At 36.0% G+C, this 18,825-nt stretch carries 17 protein-coding genes; all 17 read left to right on the plus strand.

Translation table 11 applies throughout. The annotated features are described in order from the left end of the window. The first annotated feature begins 336 nt into the window (after positions 1-336). The 17 genes from ACQKTA_RS11600 (at position 337) to ACQKTA_RS11680 (ending at position 18,799) form a co-directional block, all read left to right on the plus strand. Positions 337-723, plus strand: coding sequence for a DUF805 domain-containing protein (locus ACQKTA_RS11600; RefSeq protein WP_427814835.1), 387 nt, complete (start codon positions 337-339; stop codon positions 721-723). Positions 724-746: 23 nt separating this feature from the next. After that, positions 747-1,001, plus strand: coding sequence for a hypothetical protein (locus ACQKTA_RS11605; RefSeq protein WP_427814836.1), 255 nt, complete (start codon positions 747-749; stop codon positions 999-1,001). Positions 1,002-1,022: 21 nt separating this feature from the next. Then, entirely contained in the window at positions 1,023-1,154 is a 132-nt protein-coding gene (locus ACQKTA_RS11610) for a methanol dehydrogenase (RefSeq protein ID WP_427814837.1), read from the plus strand. Positions 1,155-1,157: 3 nt separating this feature from the next. Further along, the gene (locus ACQKTA_RS11615) at positions 1,158-2,879 is read left to right on the plus strand and encodes an oleate hydratase (protein ID WP_427814922.1); all 1,722 of its coding nucleotides are present in this window, start codon (positions 1,158-1,160) and stop codon (positions 2,877-2,879) included. Between the two features lie 122 nt (positions 2,880-3,001). Then, a complete protein-coding gene (locus tag ACQKTA_RS11620) occupies positions 3,002-3,160 on the plus strand; it encodes a hypothetical protein (RefSeq protein WP_427814838.1) in 159 nt (52 codons plus the stop codon). A 41-nt stretch (positions 3,161-3,201) separates the two neighbouring features. After that, positions 3,202-3,468 (plus strand): hypothetical protein, encoded by a 267-nt coding sequence (locus ACQKTA_RS11625; protein WP_427814839.1) that lies wholly within the window; start codon positions 3,202-3,204, stop codon positions 3,466-3,468. Positions 3,469-3,631: 163 nt separating this feature from the next. Then, positions 3,632-4,132, plus strand: coding sequence for a hypothetical protein (locus ACQKTA_RS11630; protein ID WP_427814840.1), 501 nt, complete (start codon positions 3,632-3,634; stop codon positions 4,130-4,132). 111 nt (positions 4,133-4,243) lie between these two features. Then, positions 4,244-5,329, plus strand: coding sequence for a Cna B-type domain-containing protein (locus ACQKTA_RS11635; protein WP_427814841.1), 1,086 nt, complete (start codon positions 4,244-4,246; stop codon positions 5,327-5,329). 140 nt (positions 5,330-5,469) lie between these two features. After that, positions 5,470-6,423, plus strand: coding sequence for an alpha/beta hydrolase (locus tag ACQKTA_RS11640; RefSeq protein ID WP_427814842.1), 954 nt, complete (start codon positions 5,470-5,472; stop codon positions 6,421-6,423). Between the two features lie 189 nt (positions 6,424-6,612). Next, complete coding sequence (locus ACQKTA_RS11645) at positions 6,613-8,034, plus strand: amino acid permease (protein WP_427814843.1); 1,422 nt, start codon at positions 6,613-6,615, stop codon at positions 8,032-8,034. Between the two features lie 2 nt (positions 8,035-8,036). After that, entirely contained in the window at positions 8,037-10,529 is a 2,493-nt protein-coding gene (locus tag ACQKTA_RS11650) for a YhgE/Pip family protein (protein ID WP_427814923.1), read from the plus strand. Further along, positions 10,522-11,082: a DUF308 domain-containing protein gene (locus ACQKTA_RS11655; RefSeq protein WP_427814844.1), complete on the plus strand. Its 561-nt coding sequence runs from the start codon at positions 10,522-10,524 to the stop codon at positions 11,080-11,082. The genes ACQKTA_RS11650 and ACQKTA_RS11655 overlap by 8 nt, the downstream gene beginning before the upstream one ends. A 374-nt stretch (positions 11,083-11,456) precedes the next feature. Continuing rightward, positions 11,457-12,446, plus strand: a complete 990-nt coding sequence (locus ACQKTA_RS11660) for a choloylglycine hydrolase family protein (RefSeq protein ID WP_427814845.1) — start codon at positions 11,457-11,459, stop codon at positions 12,444-12,446. Positions 12,447-12,465: 19 nt separating this feature from the next. Then, complete coding sequence (locus tag ACQKTA_RS11665; RefSeq protein ID WP_427814846.1) at positions 12,466-13,836, plus strand: glutamate decarboxylase; 1,371 nt, start codon at positions 12,466-12,468, stop codon at positions 13,834-13,836. A gap of 15 nt (positions 13,837-13,851) precedes the next feature. After that, positions 13,852-14,355, plus strand: a complete 504-nt coding sequence (locus ACQKTA_RS11670; RefSeq protein ID WP_427814847.1) for a hypothetical protein — start codon at positions 13,852-13,854, stop codon at positions 14,353-14,355. Next, positions 14,321-15,016 carry a hypothetical protein gene (locus tag ACQKTA_RS11675; protein ID WP_427814848.1) on the plus strand — a complete coding sequence of 232 codons (696 nt, stop codon included), beginning with the start codon at positions 14,321-14,323 and terminating at the stop codon, positions 15,014-15,016. Before ACQKTA_RS11670 ends, ACQKTA_RS11675 begins: the two co-directional genes overlap by 35 nt. Positions 15,017-15,214: 198 nt before the next feature. Beyond that, the gene (locus tag ACQKTA_RS11680; RefSeq protein ID WP_427814849.1) at positions 15,215-18,799 is read left to right on the plus strand and encodes a Cna B-type domain-containing protein; all 3,585 of its coding nucleotides are present in this window, start codon (positions 15,215-15,217) and stop codon (positions 18,797-18,799) included. Positions 18,800-18,825 lie beyond the last annotated feature (26 nt).

An 18,825-nucleotide genomic window follows, 5' to 3' on the forward strand; every position in this document is an offset into this window, starting at 1 on the left:
AATGATCAGAAAAAGGCCGACTCGATTGCTATTCTAGCATACTCTTTTTAGCAATTAAAAAAAATCGTCGGATTATCAGACAATACTTGTTATTTTAGTCGGTACCAAATGCCTTATTCTATATTCAACAAGGAAATAACAAAGTAAACGGGGGTCGATAGAAAAGCAACTGCTGGAGTGAAAGCAACAAGGGAATGAGAGAAATAAGGGGGAAAAGACAATGAGGGAAATGATCAATATGATCAAACAGATAATGAACGGGGGCATCTTATCTGCTTTTAAAGACAGTGAGGTTGCTCGACAATTAAAATATTGAAAAATTGAAAGAAGTGAAACATGATGCAAGCATTGCTAGAGTACTGGGGCGATATGTTCAAATGGAATTATACAGCAACGAGAAAACAATACTGGATTCCAACCCTCGTCTACAGCATCTTATACAACATTTTATTTTATAGCACTGGGATCGCTGTTACAGGATTTTCGTATATCGATTTTTCAAATACTAATTCGTTCGTAGCAGCTTTAGGAGTCGTCCTATTCATTGCACAATTCACATTAACAGCTAGGCGGTTGCATGATACAAATCGTTCTGCCGCTTGGATCTTACTGGGATTGATCCCAATTATCGGTTGGATTGGATTAATCTGTATACTATGCCAACCAACAAAAAACTATCAGAATCGGACATTTTCAACATACTTAAATCAATCAACACGTTAAACATAAAAAAGGAGGGTCATATCATGACCAATTATGAAGAAAAAGAAATCAAAGTAGTAGAAAACATCGGAAAAACATTAGAAAAATTAGATACAGAATTATCAAAACTAGACTCATTAGAAGAAGGATCAAAAAAACATCCCATCAAAAAATGGTTTGCTGAAAAGAAAGCACTTCATGAAATCAAACATATCTTGCATGAAGCAAACCGTTATGAAAAATATGATGAAAAAGAAATGGTTAAGTTTGAGTCATACATTGATTCATTAAATATTTAAAAAAAGGAAGTAGATGACACAATGAAGAAAAAATTGATGAAAACCGGTTTTGGTTTAGGAATTATGACTTTAGGAATCGTTATTTTAGGTAAAAAAACAGGATTACTTGAAAATGACGCTCACTTATACGACGAATATGATTCAACAAAATAGTTAATTGTACATGTAGAGGAGAATGAAACGATGCAAAAGAAAAAAGCAATTATGATCGGCGCGGGGATCGCAAATATGGCCGCAGCTGTTTATTTAATCCAAGAAGGCAAATGGAACGGTGGAGATATCACATTTTATTCACTTGATGCGCACGGATCAAATGATGGTGCACCTACAGATACAGTCACCGATGAATACTGGAATAAAAATCATCCCATGGAAAATACAAAGGGCTATATCGCTCGCGGTGGTCGGATGTTGAATTACCGAACGTATGTCGATTTAATGGATTTGTTGAGCCGAATCCCATCTGCTACTGAACCGAATATGACAGCAGAACAAGATACGCGTGATTTTGATTCGAAACACCGTACATTTGACAAAGCACGTCTGTTAGAAGGCGGAAAAGGAATTATTGATGGCGGTAAATTAGGATTTAACAATCTGGATCGTCAACTATTAACGGCTTTGATTGCAATGCCTGATTCAGAAGAAGAAAAATTGGATAACGTAACGATCGCAGAATATTTTAAAGATGATACTCATTTCTTTGAAACAAATTTCTGGTATATGTGGGAAACAACTTTTGCTTTTAGAATCAATAGCTCAGCGCAAGAGTTCCGTCGCTATATGCATCAAATGATTTATGAGTTTACTCAAATCGAACACTTAGTCGGTGTTAACCGTACACGATACAATCAATTTGAAAGTATCATGTTGCCATTGATCAATTATTTGAAAGAACAAGGCTGTAAAATTGTCTTGGACCGTTTAGTGACGGATTTTGATTTCAAACAAACGGAGATGCAAGATGAAATCACTGTTACAGGAATCAAAATGACCAATACGGTAGATGACACTGCAGAATATATCACCGTTGATGAAGATACAGCGGTTCTATTCACTAATGGTTCGATCACTGATTCGGCTACTTTAGGTGATTACGATACACCAGCAGCAGAAAATATGGATTATGGTGCGGCTTCAAGTTTATGGAAAAATATTGCGAATAAATTTTATAACGTCGGAAATCCAGATAAATTTTTTGCTGATCGTGATTCAAGTGAATGGGTCAGTTTTACACTGACAAGCAAAGACCACGTCCTGCTTAATGAAATCATTCGTATTACGACACAACAACCAGGAAATGCCTTGAATTCATTTATCTCAACAACACCAATCACGCCGTTGGGCCAAAAAGATGTCAATATGTCGATCGTTGTACATCACCAACCGCACTTCACATCACAAAAACCAAACGAAACGGTCATTTGGGGTTACTTCTTATACCCACGTCGTGAAGGGGAGTTCATTACTAAACCGTATATTGAAATGACTGGTAAAGAAATGGCTCAAGAATTGATCGGTCAATTAGCAAAAGTCGATCCAGGTCCTGTGAATATTCGTGAAAAAGAAGAAGTTATTTTGGATGGGATCGTAAACAATATTCCAGTGTATATGCCTTATGCCTCTGCATTGTTTAATAATCGAGCAAAAACGGATCGTCCAAAAGTAATTCCGGAACATTCAACGAATCTAGCCTTTACTGGAGAATTTGTTGAGCAACCTTATCAAATGATCTTTACCGAACAAAGTGCTGTTCGCTCTGGAGAAATTGCTGCGTTCCACTTTGCGGGTGTACCAATGTCTAAGCTGGTCAAAACACCAAGATACGATAAAGATATCAAGACGTTACTAAAAGCAGGGAAGAAAATGTTTGATTAATACAGTATTGAAATGAAGCGGGATGATACTTTCCGGTCATCCCACTTTGTTCTATTAATTAAAAACATACATAGTAGTACTTCACCAATGAAAGCAACTATTTTATGAAAGGTGTGAATCCAATGAAATTTGAAAAAAACAGTATTCAATATCGCGTGACCTTAGATACAGAAAATAATCAATTTGTTGTCTATGATTCAGCTAATGCAGAATTTTTTGCTCAAGGCGCAACAATCGAACAAGCCATTGCTGAATTGGAACAAATGGAAATGAACAGCTGATCAAAAATACCGTGACTGTCACAACAGAGAGGAGCATGAAAATGCGAATATGTTTAGTTAGTCTGATTTTATTTTTACTAAGTATTGCAGGTATCTGGTTCTACTCCGTGAAGCAGCCCAACGATAAAATCAGAAAAAGTTTGATGGCATCTGCTGCGATTCTTTTTATCGCTTTTGCCTTCTTTTTACCCGTTCAACAACTTCAGAGCAAACTAACAACGATCCCTGAGGATTATATCAAACAGGAACAACAGCAATACAAAGAACAAAAGAAACAACAACAAATCATGGTTGATTATCAAAAATAAAGAAGAGTGATGAGAATCATTTATTTTGTAGCGTGTCCTTAAGTGATGAGAAAACATGACGCATAGTCAGACAAAAGCCGACTTAAAACAGAACGGATCGCTTCTATAATAAAAGAGTAGTAAGAAACAGAAAAATAATCATAAATAGAAAGAGGAATTCAATATGAAAAAAGTAGCATTAGTCACATTTAAAGATTCAGCAGCAACTTACGAAGCTTTCTCACAAGTTAAAAAGATAGCAAAGAGCAACACACTAGAAATTAGACAAGCAGCCGTAATTGAAAAGAATGCTAAAGGAACCAATTTTACGATGCAAGACAGCGTAGATTATGAAAGTGGCGATCGTGTAGTCAAAACCAGCTTAATCGGAATGTTAGTCGGTATTTTAGCCGGTCCACTAGGTATCTTGTGTGGCTGGATCATCGGAGACATCGCAGGCTTGAGTACGAATTATCTAAAAAATAAGAAAACTGTCACAGTGTTCGATAAAATTGCTGGCGAATTGAAGGAAGAACAATTAGGTTTGTTACTTTATATTGATGAAACAGATCCAGCATTGCTAGATACGATGATCGTTGAAAAATTTGATGGTTCAATTGAACGCTTTGATTACACTGATGTAAAGGAAGACGTATCAACTGCTCAAAAACATCTAGAAAAATAATCGCGTTTTTGACGTAAACATAGAAAAGCAATGCGAAAAAATGAAGGCGCAGAAATAAAGTAATTTCTGCGCTTTTTACTTAAATAACTTTAATACATAAGAAGGTGCATGATGAAAAAAATGAATTTAGTCGTTGGGGGACTACTAACATTCTTGGTCGCAATTTTATTTATTCTTCAAATTTTTCGAACTGATTCACCTGAAAATAATGTTTTGGGAAACACGAATTCAGGGACTAAAGCAACCTATTTTTTAAATAGCAAAAAAAAGAATGCAGAACTTCCTCACGCGGTGTCAAATAAAGAGATAAATTTTTCGCCAGCAGATAATCAAGCTTGTAATGTAATCCAAAGCGAATGGAAAGACAATGAAAATGAAAGTGGCACACGCCCTAATAATCTAATGATCGAATTGATTGGAGAATCGAACACAACGATCACACCCATCGTTTTGAAAAATGAAGAGAATTGGATAAAACAAGGCGATAGCAGTGATGAATGGACATTTACTGATGTAAAAGCCTATACTCCTGCGGGTTATCAATTAAATTATGAGGTGATCCAAGAAGAACAACAGACAGTTTTAGTGTTAACACTTAATTATACGGGCGCTGATCCCAATACGTTAAAACTTGAAGGACGTCAAATTTGGCAAGACGGTGAGAACCAAGATGCCTTGCGTCCGCAGAGTATGAAAATTAGTTTATTAGCAAATGGAACAGAAATTGCTTCTGAAAGAACTGGCGAACAAGAAGGTTGGCATTACTCTTTTACGGATCTGCCCAAATTGGATGCAGCTGGTTCTGAAATCATTTATAGCTTATCGGAAGAGGATTTACCAGATTACACTACTACAAATGAAGCGAATATGCTGATCAGTACATATACTCCTAAAACAACTACTTTTATTTTGGAAAAAAAATGGGAGGATGGAGAAAATCGGGCAAATGTTCGTCCTGTAAACGTACAGATCCAATTATATGCTAATGATGAAAAAGTTGGTTCCCCGATTGTCTTAGATGATGCCAATCAATGGCAGTATACATGGGAAAATCTGGCCTTAAACCAAAAAGGCAGTGAAGTGAATTATACGGTCAAAGAAATCACAAATGTCCCACATTATACTAAAATGATTGAAGAAACCGATAAGAACACCGTTATCTTAACTAGTACATATGATTCCACAGTTAAAAATTAAATCGTAAGGGAGTTTAAAACAAACTTTTTGACACGAAAACGTTCTCAACGTAGACTACAACAAACGATTAAAATCTGTGCCTAAGTAAAATTAATAGATTGAAAAAATATATTTATAATTTTGATTTGGAGGAGATAAGAATGTCTGAACGTATTTCATTAGAGAAAGCAGCGATTGATTTTAGTGACGACAATGCGGAACATCCACGAATTTATGAATTACCACCTGAAAAAGGTCGAGCTTTGCTGGAAAAAGTCCAATCATCTGATGTAGAAAAAGCTGAGGTCGAATTTGCAGATCAATTATTGAATACTGGTTCTTGGGGTGAGGTCAATATACGCGTGATGCGCCCTAAAAATAGTACAGGCAAATTACCAGTTATTTTTTATATCCATGGTGCTGGTTGGGTGTTTGGGAGTGCAAAAACACATGATAAATTGATTCGAGAATTAGCAGTTAGAACAAATTCAATCATTATTTTTCCTGAATACAGTTTATCGCCAGAGGCAAAATACCCGACCGCAGTCGAGCAAAACTACGCGATTTTACAGCAGTTACCAGAATTGTCAGAAGCGCAATCATTTGATTTGAACCGTTTAACAGTAGCGGGTGATTCCGTTGGGGGCAATATGGCGACCATCATGACAATTTTAACGAAACAACGTGGGGGATTGCCGATTAAACAACAGCTCTTATATTATCCGGTAACAGATGCTAATTTTGATACAGAGTCTTACCGACAGTTTGAAGAAGATTACTATCTTACTAAAGAAGGCATGGAATGGTTTTGGAATCAATATACCACAAGCGAAGAGCAACGAGCAGAGATTACGGCCTCCCCTTTACGAGCATCCTTGGATCAATTAAAAGAGTTGCCATCTGCCTTGATTATTAATGCGGAATCAGATGTTTTAAGAGATGAAGGCGAAGCATATGCTCGGAAACTAAGAGCAGCAGGAGTGGAAGTTACGCAAGCTCGTTTTCAAGGGATAATCCATGATTTTGTGATGGTCAATGCTTTAGATCAAACAAACGCTACTCGTGGAGCAATGACGCTATCTAGTGAATGGCTAAAACAACAGAATAGTAAATAATATTTTCAAAAGACTCGATAAATGATCGGGTCTTTTTTTTTGTCTTTTTTATTAAACAGTAAGCTAAATAAATTCTAATAACGAAATCAGCGGATAGTTTTGTCCTTTTTTCCGCCAACAATTGGAATTTTTAGTGGTCTAATCGAAGGTAAACTAGGTTTAACTTAAGAAACGAAAGGAAAATAAAAAATGAAAAAACAACATACTATGTCTAAGTTTGCTTTTTTTGCAATGACAGCGTCGCTATTTATTACTGTATATGAATATCCTACATTTGCAGTTGTCGGAAAGTCTTTGATATTTTATCTGTTGCTATGTGGGTTGGGGTGGTTCCTTCCGGTCTCTCTTTGTTCAGCAGAACTAGCGACCATCGAAGGATATCAAGAAGGAGGAATCTATAGTTGGGTAGGCAAACCGTTAGGTGAGAAATATGGCTTTGCTGCATTGTTCTTCCAATGGTTCCAAGTCACAGTCGGTTTTGTCACGATGATTTATTTCATTGTTGGAACGCTTTCTTACGCATTAGAGATACCGGCAATGAATAATGATCCTGTATTTAAATTTTTATCTGTTGTGGGAATATTTTGGATCCTGACCTTTTTACAATTGAGAGGAACAGAAACAACTGCTAAGTTAGCTAAATATGGTTTCAGCATTGGGATCATTCTTCCAGTCTTAGTATTGTTTGGTTGTTCAATCAAGTACTTTATGAGCGGACATTCCATCTCACCACATTTCACACATTCATCGTTTTGGCCAACAAAAGCAACGATTGGTTCATTAACTTCTTTTGTTTTGGCCTACATGGGGGTTGAAGCCTCGGCGACTCATTTTTCTGATTTAGAAGATGGCAAGAAAAACTATCCCAAATTATTGATGCTTTTAGTAATTGTCGGCATCGTGATGAGTACAATCGGCGGGAGTGTTGTTTCAATGGTCTTAACCGGTAATATTTCTTCAAACGAAGGTGTGATGGATACCGCAACAAAATTGATCTCTCCAGGACATGTCAGTTTCTTTGTCAAAATGATTGGTTTTTTAACATCTTTTGGTATTTTAGCTCAAGTTAGTTCATGGATCGTCAGTCCAACTGAAGGCTTGCAATTTGCAGCTACTAAAAATTTATTACCCAAAAAATTAGCTGAAAAAAATGCGAACGATGTTCCAGTAAGAATTTTAATGATCCAAGGGGTCATCGTCACTGTTTGGGCCGCATTATTAACCTTTGGTTCTAGCGGTTCAGGTGGGAATGTTGGTTTTCAAACAGCAATTTCATTAACAGTATTGATTTACTTAAGTGCATATATTTTATTCTTTGTTTCATACTTTGTGATCTTACGTAAACATCAAACATTAGCACGGGAGTTTCAAATTCCTGGTGGAAATTTGGTCAAAGGGATTGTAGCGGGAATCGGATTATTGATTTCTATTGCAGCAGTCTGTACAGCCTTTATTGTACCTTCTACTGTTCCAAGTAGCGAAAGTCACCTTTACTTAATCAGTTTATTGGCAGGATTTATTGTGACCTTAGCAATTCCATTTGTCTTCTATCATTTTTATTCTCGTCCGAAAAAAAGGAGTGCAATAATTGAAAGTGGTGAACAAGCTTGAAAATGGTAAAAAATGAGTTCAAAAATCTTCTGAAAAATAAAATTCTCTTGATATCAGTCATAGCAATCACGTTTATTCCAATTATTTATACATCTGTTTTTGATAAATCCTTATGGAATCCTTATGGCGGAATCAAAAATTTACCGGTAGCTGTCGTCAATGAAGATGAGAATGTTGAGATGTTAGGACAAAAGGTAAATGTTGGCGAACAAGTAATTGATAATTTGAAAAAAAATAATGATTTAGATTGGCATTTTGTTAGTAAGAAACAAGCTGAAAAAGGGATGAAGGACATGGATTACTACACCATCGTTACTTTACCAAAAAATTTCTCGGCTTCAGCAGCAAGTGTAATGAATAATGAGCCTAAAAAAATGGAAATCACTTATACAACTAATGGCTCGTATAATTATATAGGAAAAGAAATTTCTGAAGTTGCTGCGAATGAATTGGAAATGAAAGTTCGCGATCAAGTAGTGAAAGCCTATGTCAGCGCCGTAGATGGTGAGGCAAGTAAAATGATTGGTTCACTAGAACAAGCAGCCGATGGTTCTAATCAGTTGTCTTCTGGAACCAATCAATTAGCAACGGGTATTGGTCAATACACAAACGGAGTCTCTGAAGCTGATAGTGGTTCAGCCAAACTTGCAGCCGGAACAGCAGAACTAGAAGCTGGAGTTGGTCCATTATCTAGTGGTGTCGCTCAATTAGATGCAGGTTCAGAAAAATTGAGTAGCGCATTAAACAGCATCGAAAAGGTCGTAGATACAAATAGAACTAAAATTTCCGAAGTCGATGGCGGGATGGTGACGCTATCAGATGCGGCTCAATCAATGGCTGCCTCGTTGCAAAATTTTGAAAATAATTTGAATCCTGAAGTTCGGACACAATTAAGTAGTCAAATCAAAACAGCACAAGCACAACTGAGTGAGCTAGTCACAAATTCTGAGGAATTGAATCAAGCTTCGGTTGATGCAGCGCAATTAGAAAAACAAAATCAAGAAATATCTGAAAAATTACAAACACTGACTGGTGAAATTGGATCAGTGAATAGTACAATCAATAGCCAAATCAATAGTTTGATCCAAGAAAATGAAGAATTATCAGAGGATTCAAAATCAGCATTGATTCAAAATATTAATCATGTTGTTGATAGCAATCTAGCAACAGCTGAACAGACAATCAATAACAAAGTAAAAGACGTCAATAATAATTTGACTACTTTATCTACACTCACTGCAACACTTGCTCAGCAAGCAAATGAAGTAAGTAATGTTACTAGCAGTATGGCAAAGAATACTAAAAATATCCAAAAAACTTTTAATGAAGTCGAAAAAGGCAGTCAGCAAATTGAGGCAGCGGTTGGAATGGTGCCAGCATCAATGGATGCCCAGACGGTGGTTGCCCAACTCAATCAATTGAGCGCTACACTCAGAACAGCATCAAATGATATTCCGACCGCGCTCTCAGCAGTACAACAATTAGCTTCCGGCAGCACACAATTAACCAACGGATTAGGAGAATTAGAAGCTAAAATTCCAACCTTAAGCAATGGCGTCAGTCAATTGAATTCTGGTTCGGTTCAACTAGAAAATGGATTGAACGAATTGAACGGTAAATCACCGGAATTAGTTGCGGGTGTTGCTAAATTAAAACAAGGTGCAGCAGAATTAGCCAGCGGGTTAGATTCTGGTGTCGATAAAGCTGAAAGCGTAAAAATCACGCATAAAACAATCAATCAATTCACTAACCCAACAAGTTTAAAAAATGATCGCTACTCTAAAGTTAACAATTATGGAGAAGCTTTAGCACCTTATATAATGTCACTAGCATTGTTTGTAGGTTGCATGCTATTCAACTTTATCTATCCCGTTAGAAAATCTTCAATGGATGGTCAATCAAGTAAATCTTGGTGGTTGAGTAAAGTAAGTTTAGGTTTTGTGGTATCAAGTTTAATGGCTTTGATCCAAGTCACAACAATGCTGTTATTAGGCCTACCTGCGTATAGCGTCGTAGCACTTTATGTTACAGCCTTAGTCACAGCATGGTGTTATATGTCGATCGTTATGTTCTTAGCGATGACTTTTGATAATCCGGGCCGATTTGTTGCAATGATTTTACTGGTATTGCAATTAGGCGGGGCTGCAGGAACGTTCCCAATTCAAACACAAGGCAAGTTTTTCCAAATCATCCATCCGTTCTTACCGATGTCGTATTCATTGTATGCTTTTAGAAATGCGATTGCTGGTGGGATCAGTAATGCATTAGTAACAAAAAGTTTTACTGTCATGATCGTATTAATCATTGTCTTCTTGACACTGTTACGTCTATCAATGGACTATTTGCAAAAACATCATTTAAGAGATGTCTCATTATTGAATGATAATCAAGAGTTATTGGCGTTAGAAGTAGATGATCAATCACGTTTATCATCACAAATCCAAGCAAATATTGAAAAAGAGAATGCGGAAAGCGAGGAAAAGAAACATGAATAATGCAAAACAGTTTTTTAAATCATATCGGTTTCTACAGCTTTTGACGGGGCTCACTTATTTGATCATGGCTGTCTTGGCAATGAGGTATACGGAAAAGACGATTATCCAATCGGTTCAGCTAGTCGGAATATTTTCACTGATAAAAGGATTCTTTGAACTGATGAATCGCAAAAAAATCGCATTGCGAACGCAACGTAATCAATATTCCGCGCTGATCATTGGATTTGTTGATATTTTGATTGGGATGATTCTTGTGATGAATACAACATTAGATGTCACTAGTTTGGCGATACTGTTTGGGGTTTGGTTCATCTGTGATTCTGTCATTTCCTTCTTCATGTTAGATTTAGCAAAAATGATCGCAATGCCGTACTATTACATTTCATTGATTGTTGATTTGGTCGGTTGTATGATCGGTTTGCTTTTACTAGTCGGTGGAGAATCGTTGATTATCAATATTCCATCATTGATTGGAAATTACTTCCTGCTATTTGGTTTTACCAAATTGATTGGCGGTGTCATCAATCGAGAGGATTTACATTCTGTTAAATAGAAAAAAAAGAAACCATTTTATTGGTTTCTTTTTTTCTTTAAATCAGTTATTTAAAATATATTTTTGGCGTTAAAAACGACAATATCTATTCTATTTACCTAGTGTTTTTCTAATAGAATAGTTCTTGTAAGGAAGAGATAAAACAAACTAAATAATACTTTTAGAACTGAGTTGTACAATGGACGATTTTCAATAATTGTACCAAGCCATTATTGTTTTATTTTTAAAACTTTCTATCAATAAAAAAACAGTTATTTAAAGAACTTATTACAGACTGAAAAATGACGAAAAAAACGACAACATCTGAACGTTTTGTCTAGTCAGTATCCACTAGAATAGTTCTTGTAAGGAAGAGAAAAGAGGAGAAATGACCAATGTGTACAAGTATTTTCATAGCAACTAAAGACAGCAAACATCTTTTAGCACGAACAATGGATTTTTCATATCCCTTAGGAGCTTCGCCATTATATATACCTAGAAATCATAGCTGGAGATCAGATAGTGATCATAAAAGCTGGGAAAATAGCTTAGGGTTTCTTGGTACCGGAGAACAATTAGAAGCGAACTACTTTGTCAGTGATGGAGTGAATGAAGCGGGAATTTCAGTCGCTGAACTTTATCTTCCAGGTGAGGTTGTTTATCAAAAAGATATCGATCCAGCAAAAATGAATTTTCGGCCACATGAATTTATTATGTGGATCCTTGGAAACGTTCGTTCTTTAGATGAGTTAAAAGAACAGTTAGAAACAATTAATTTAGTCAATCAACCCGTTCCTGAATTAGGCTTCATTACACCTTTGCATTGGATTATTACGGACGCAAATGGTCGATCCGTAGTGATTGAACCAACAGAAACGATGCTTCATTTCAAAGAAAATCCAGTGAACGTAATGACGAATACACCGACTTTGGAATGGCATATTCAAAATTTACGAAATTATCTAAACGTACAACCAATGCAATTTGCTCCAGTGGAATTCGGAGATTATGAAGCGCAAGCTTTCTCACAAGGTACGGGAACATCTGGACTTCCGGGAGGATATACACCACCTGAACGCTTCGTCCGTGCAGCTTTCTTCAAAGAAAAAATCGATGAGGCAGCTAATGAAGATGAAGGTGTAATGAACGCCGTAAACATTTTAGAAACGGTTAGTATTCCAAAAGGAATCGTTGTTAAACAAACGGGTGAAGAAGATTACTCTCAATTTATCAGTATCATGTGTAATGAAAGTCGGACGCTTTACTACCAAGATTATGCCAGTAACGGCATCACAAAAGTCTCAATGACCGAAGAATTATTAAATCAAACAGATGTAAAAATCTTTTCCGTAGATAGAACGCCTGTATATAAAAAAGCAAACTAAACCTTAGGAGGAAATTATTATGAATAACAATATTCCATTATTTGGATCTAAACAAGCAGAAGGCAATGTGATTTTAAAAAAATTGAACCAGGAGTCAGTTGAACCTGAATTAGCGTATCGCTTGATCAAAGACCAATTGATCGATGAAGGTGATGCACGACAAAATATGGCGACATTTTGCCAAACCTACATGGAACCAGAAGCAACGAAATTAATGTCAGAGACATTTGAAAAAAATGCAATCGATAAATCAGAGTATCCAAGTACAGCAGAAATCGAAGAGTCATGTGTCAATATCATTGCCGATTTATGGAATGCTCCAGACGAAGACAAAAAAATCGGAACGTCAACAGTTGGTTCTAGTGAAGCATGTATGTTAGGCGGAATGGCAATGAAATTCAGATGGCGAGAAGAAGCTCGTAAACGCGGGGTCGATGTCGTCAATCAAAAACCTAACTTAGTCATTTCATCTGGTTATCAAGTATGTTGGGAAAAATTCTGTGTCTACTGGGATATCGAAATGCGTACTGTTCCGATGGATGAACAACACATGAGTATCAATATCGATAAAGTAATGGATTATGTCGACGATTATACAATTGGAATCGTTGGGATTCTAGGAATTACTTACACTGGTAAATATGATGATATCAAGGCCTTAGATGCCAAAGTTGAAGCATATAATCAACAAACTGGCCGTGAGCTGGGAATCCATGTCGATGGTGCCAGTGGTGCTATGTTCGCACCGTTTGTTTTCCCAGAACTAGAATGGGATTTCCGTTTGAAAAATGTCGTTTCGATCAATACTTCAGGTCATAAATACGGATTGGTTTATCCAGGTATCGGATGGATTGTTTGGAAAGATCGCAAATATTTGCCAGAGGAATTAATTTTTAATGTTAGCTATCTTGGAGGCAGCATGCCAACAATGGCCATCAACTTCTCTCGCAGTGCTAGCCAAATATTAGGTCAATATTACAACTTTTACCGTTTTGGTTTTGATGGCTACAAAGAGATCCATTTACGGACTCAAAAAGTTGCTATGAAAGTCGCTCAAGCCGTTGAAGATACTGATTTATTCGAAATTTATAACAATGGTGCAAATATTCCAATCGTCTGCTATAAATTAAAAGAAAATCCAGATATTGCTTGGAATCTATATGATCTAGCTGATCGTTTGCAAATGAAAGGCTGGCAAGTTCCGGCGTACCCATTACCAGAAGATTTAGATGAAGTAGTGATTCAACGCTTCGTTTGTCGCGGCGACTTTGGAATGAATATGGCAGATGCTTTGATTCGTGATTTAAATGTCTCAATCACAGAATTAAATAAAGCCAATGTTTCAATGCATGCTAACGAAGGACCACATACTCAAGGATTTACTCACTAAGGAGGAATAAAGAAGATGAAAACTTTAGCTTTGATTACTTATAAAGAAAATGCAACAGCTTATGAAGCACTTTCTAAATTAAAGACGTTAAATAACTGCAACACAATGAAGGTCAAACAAGCTGCGGTGATTGAAAAGAACCAATCAAATTCTGAAGTGACAATTAAAGACAGCTTGGATTTCCAAAGTGGGAACCGAGTAGCTACTGGTGGTTTGATCGGAATGATCGTAGGGATTCTAGGTGGACCATTAGGTGTCTTATCTGGCTGGATCATTGGTGATTTAGCAGGTGTTGGGACAAACTATGTAAAAACTAAAAAAAACACAACGGTTTTTGATACGGTTAGTCAAAATTTAGCACCAGGTGCTTCAGGATTAATTATTTATATGGAAGAATCCGATGAAACATTGATTGATAGTGTTTTAGTAAATGAATTAGATGGCTGTATTGAACGTTTTGATTATCAAGATGTGAAAGAAGATATTGATCACGCAAATAAATATATGGAGGAGAATTAAGATAAAAGTAAACAAACAATTAGGATTAGCAGCAGCAACTTTAGGAATGGTCGTATTATTAGGTGCATGTGGAAAAACAGAAGATGCCGGAACAGTTGTAGGTGAATCAGGTTCAGAAACAATTTACACAGATAGCTCAGGTGATGATGTAGCTGTGGGTGATGAAACGTTAAAAAATGACGGCTATTTCAAACAAATCGTCACTGACGGAATCGATCCTAAGGTAAAAGATATCGTATCCTATGATACTCAATTCAGCAGTTCAGATTGGGATAAAATCAAATTTGATGTAGATCATGCCAAATTAGTAACGGTAAAAGATTTCAAAGATGAAGATGGCGATACGTATAAAACATTATTGTCATTGAAATATAAATTAGATATTGAAGATACAACTGATAAATACATCATGCCCGATCATGCTGAAGTAGAATTAAGCGATGGCAAGAAAGTTGATGCAAACTTCTTCATGGATATCTTTGATGATGAATTTTCAACGACTGACAAACATAAAGATGGCTTTATTCACTTCAAAATCAAAGACGAACAAAAATTGAAAGAAATCAAAGCAGTGGATGTGACATTTAGAGCTAAAACAGATTCAAATGATGAAACAACTCATACGTATAAAATTGATTTTCCTTTAGAAGCAGAAGAATAGAAAGTGATATTTGATAAAGCCGTTTTAAATAAGACTATTTAAAACGGCTTTTTATCAATATTTAATACATAGCAGGAAAATCTAGTTAATCTTAGAATTTTTTTTAAATAGAAGTAGCTGATATTGCAGCAGTGTGAGGGGATTTTTATCAAATTTGACTAACAAATTTAAAAAATAATGAAAAGAGCTGAGTAAAAAATGAAAAAAGTAAAAATGAGGGTTGTTTTACCACTACTATTTTTAATAGGAATGTTTGGTTGTTTATCATTTATGGTTAAGAGCTATGCAGCTGAGAATGATTCCATACAGACACGAGAGAATCGTGATTTTCCAATTATTCATGGGGTCCATAGTGATTGGTATTTAAAAAAAGGAACAGCGGTTGATTCGGCCGTTCATTTGAAAGACTTTTCTAACCTAGATGATCTAAAAAATTTAGAAGTAATTCAAGACAGAGATTCAAAAGAGTATTTTTGTTTAAGAAGATACATGTCTTATCCTAGCGGAGGGCCGGATTATTATTTAGACGGCAATCCCAAATGGGTCGATCCAAACGATTCAACAATTGCTCCAGGATCTTTTCCAGAAGTAGAAAAGAAAAATAAGGCTTCCATTGCTTGGTTGATTGAGAATTACTATGAATCTGTCAATGGTACAAAAGCAAGTAAGCTTTCAGTATTTGAAATAGAAAATATGGAAACAAAATATGCAGCTACGCAACTAGCTATCTGGACATTTACAAATCCAAGAACAATCAATAATACGACTTATGCGAGAACAATCAATAACAATGAAATCACTAAACAAATAATAGCTGAAGCAAAGAAAAATGCTATTGATAACGTAGTTGATTACGAAGAGCTTTATAAAAAAGTAGAGAATGCGGAAGTAAGTATTGGCGCAATCAAACAAGAAGGTATGTCTGGACAAGATTACCTTTACTCAGCGCCAATTGAAGGGAAAAATATTGATAATACATTAGCCCTTAGCTTGAATCAAGATAGTTTTGGTGTAACATTCGGTTGGATTCCCGCTAATGAAGCTAAAGAGTATGATATCACGAATGAAATCAGCTATACCGTTAAAAGTAATGGCTCAGATGCAAATCCATTAGGAACAATCGAGTTCAAAGTACCACAAAAATATATTGAAGATGAGAATAGCGGAACTTTGACGATGCATGGAAAAGCACAAGTCACTTCGCGACAAAGTTATATTTTGTATTATAAGAACTATTTAGGTTTTCAGCCGATTGGATATTATGGGAAAATCGAAAAAAATGTAGAGGACTACAAAAAATATGATTTGGATAATTTAACTGCTTTCAAAGCTGAAAAAGAGTGGCAGGATAATAACAATCAAGACGGCATCCGCCCCAACAATATTTATATTGAGTTGTATCAAAATGACGTTCCTTACAAAATTGATAACCCAAAAGTGTTAAATGAAGAAAACAACTGGACAACTATTTGGGGCGGGTTACCTGTTAAGGACCCGGAAGGAAAGACCTATAAATATACAGCTAAAGAATTATTTGATGGAGCCAATACTAGTGATAAAAGTGAAACATTGAATGGTTATGAGTCGGAAGCGACATATCCGGATGAAGATGATGGAACTCTTGTACTCTTTAAAAATACTCATATTCCTGAAACGACTAAGATTGCAGGTGAAAAAAAATGGGATGACCATGAGAACCAAGATGGCGTAAGACCAGATCATATTTTAGTTCACTTATTGGCTGATGGCGAAATCTTTCAATCCCAGGAAGTTAATAATTTAGATAATTGGTCTTATGAATTCATTGATTTACCTGTTTACCAAAATGGCAAAAAAGTAACATATACCATTATCGAAGAGAATGTTCCTGAATACACAACAACTATAGATGGAACAACGATCATCAATAAGCACACGCCTGCGATCACAGAAATTAAAGGCGTAAAAACATGGAACGATAAAGAGGATCAAGATGGAAAACGTCCAGATTCTATTACAGTTAATTTGTTAGCGAATGGTACACAAGTAGCGGATAAGAAAGTAACCGCAGCAGATAATTGGGAATATACTTTTTCTGATTTACCAAAATATCAAGATGGTAAAGAAATTAGTTATACGGTTACTGAAAATGAAGTGCCAGATTATTCAACAACAATCAGTGGAAGTAATCTTACAAATAGTTATACACCTGGTCAAACGAGTGTAACAGTGACCAAAGCTTGGGATGATGGAAATAATCAAGATGGCATCCGACCTAATGACATTCAAGTCCAATTATATGGAGACGGTCAAGCTGTTGGTGAATCAGTGACACTAAATGCCGCAAATCAATGGACACATACTTGGGAGGGTCTGGATCAAAAGAAAAGTGGTAAAGATATTACTTATACAGTGAAAGAACTAGCAGTACCTAAAGGCTATGAAAACAGTATTAATGACGATAATCAAGGGAACATTATTATTTCAAATCACTACACACCTGCGGTTACTGAAATTAAGGGAAATAAAGTTTGGGATGACAAGAGCAATCAAGATGGGAAACGTCCTAGTGAGATTACAGTCAATTTATTGGCAGATGGTGAACCAGTGACCGCTAAAAAAGTAACTGCGGCAGAAAACTGGGAATATACTTTTTCTGATTTACCAAAATATAAAGACGGGAAAGAAATTATCTACACTGTGACTGAAAATCATATCAAAGACTATTCGACAGAAATTAAGGGAAATGACATCATCAATCACTACACACCAGGTCAAACAAGTGTAACGGTGACTAAAAAGTGGGAAGATGCTGAAAACCAAGACGGCATTCGTCCGAAAGAAATTCATGTCCAGCTGTATGGTGATGAGCAAGCTATCGGTGAACCAATAACATTAAATAGTACTAATCAATGGACTCACACGTGGAGTGAATTAGATCTGATGAAAGAGGGGCAACCGATCGTTTATACTATTAAAGAAGTCGATTCTCCAAAAGACTATGAAAGTAGCATCAATGGTCAAGATCAAGGGAATATATTACTAACTAACCATCACACACCAGAATTAACGGAAATTAAAGGAAGTAAGAAATGGGATGATCAAGAAGACCAAGATGGAAAGCGTCCAAATGCAATCACTGTCAATTTGTTAGCAGATGGGCAACCAATTGCTAACAAAAAAGTCACTGCCGCGGAAAATTGGACATATACTTTTTCTGATTTACCAAAATATAAAGAAGGTAAAGAAATCAGTTATACCATTACTGAAGATAAAGTAGCGGATTATTCGACTGAGATTCAAGGAAATAATATCATCAATCATTATACACCAGGTAAAACCAGCATGACAGTAACAAAAGCATGGGATGATAATAATAATCAAGCCAACGTACGACCAAATAGTATTCAGGTTCAATTATATGGCGATGAACAAGCTATCGGTGAACCAGTACTATTAAGTGCCGATAATAATTGGTCAACTACATGGAATGATTTACATCTAAAGAAAGATAAAAAGGAAATTGTTTATACTGTTAAAGAAGTAGCTGTTCCTAAGAATTATACTGCGACTATCGATGATAAAAATCTAGGAAATATCGTTATTACGAACACTTATAATGCAGAAAAGAAAACTGTTCCAACAAGCAGTTCACCAACAAACAATTCTACGAATAGCATGTTAGAACGACTACTGCCTACTACAGGTGAACAACAAAGTAAAGGTTGGATTGTTTTAGGAATGATCATCCTAGTGATCATTGGACTTCTTTATTGGTTTAGAAAAACAAAAAATACTAGATAAATTTTGATATGTAAAAAGTAAAGGGA

Source organism: Enterococcus sp. 22-H-5-01 (assembly GCF_050310005.1).
Lineage (GTDB): Bacteria > Bacillota > Bacilli > Lactobacillales > Enterococcaceae > Enterococcus_A > Enterococcus_A hailinensis.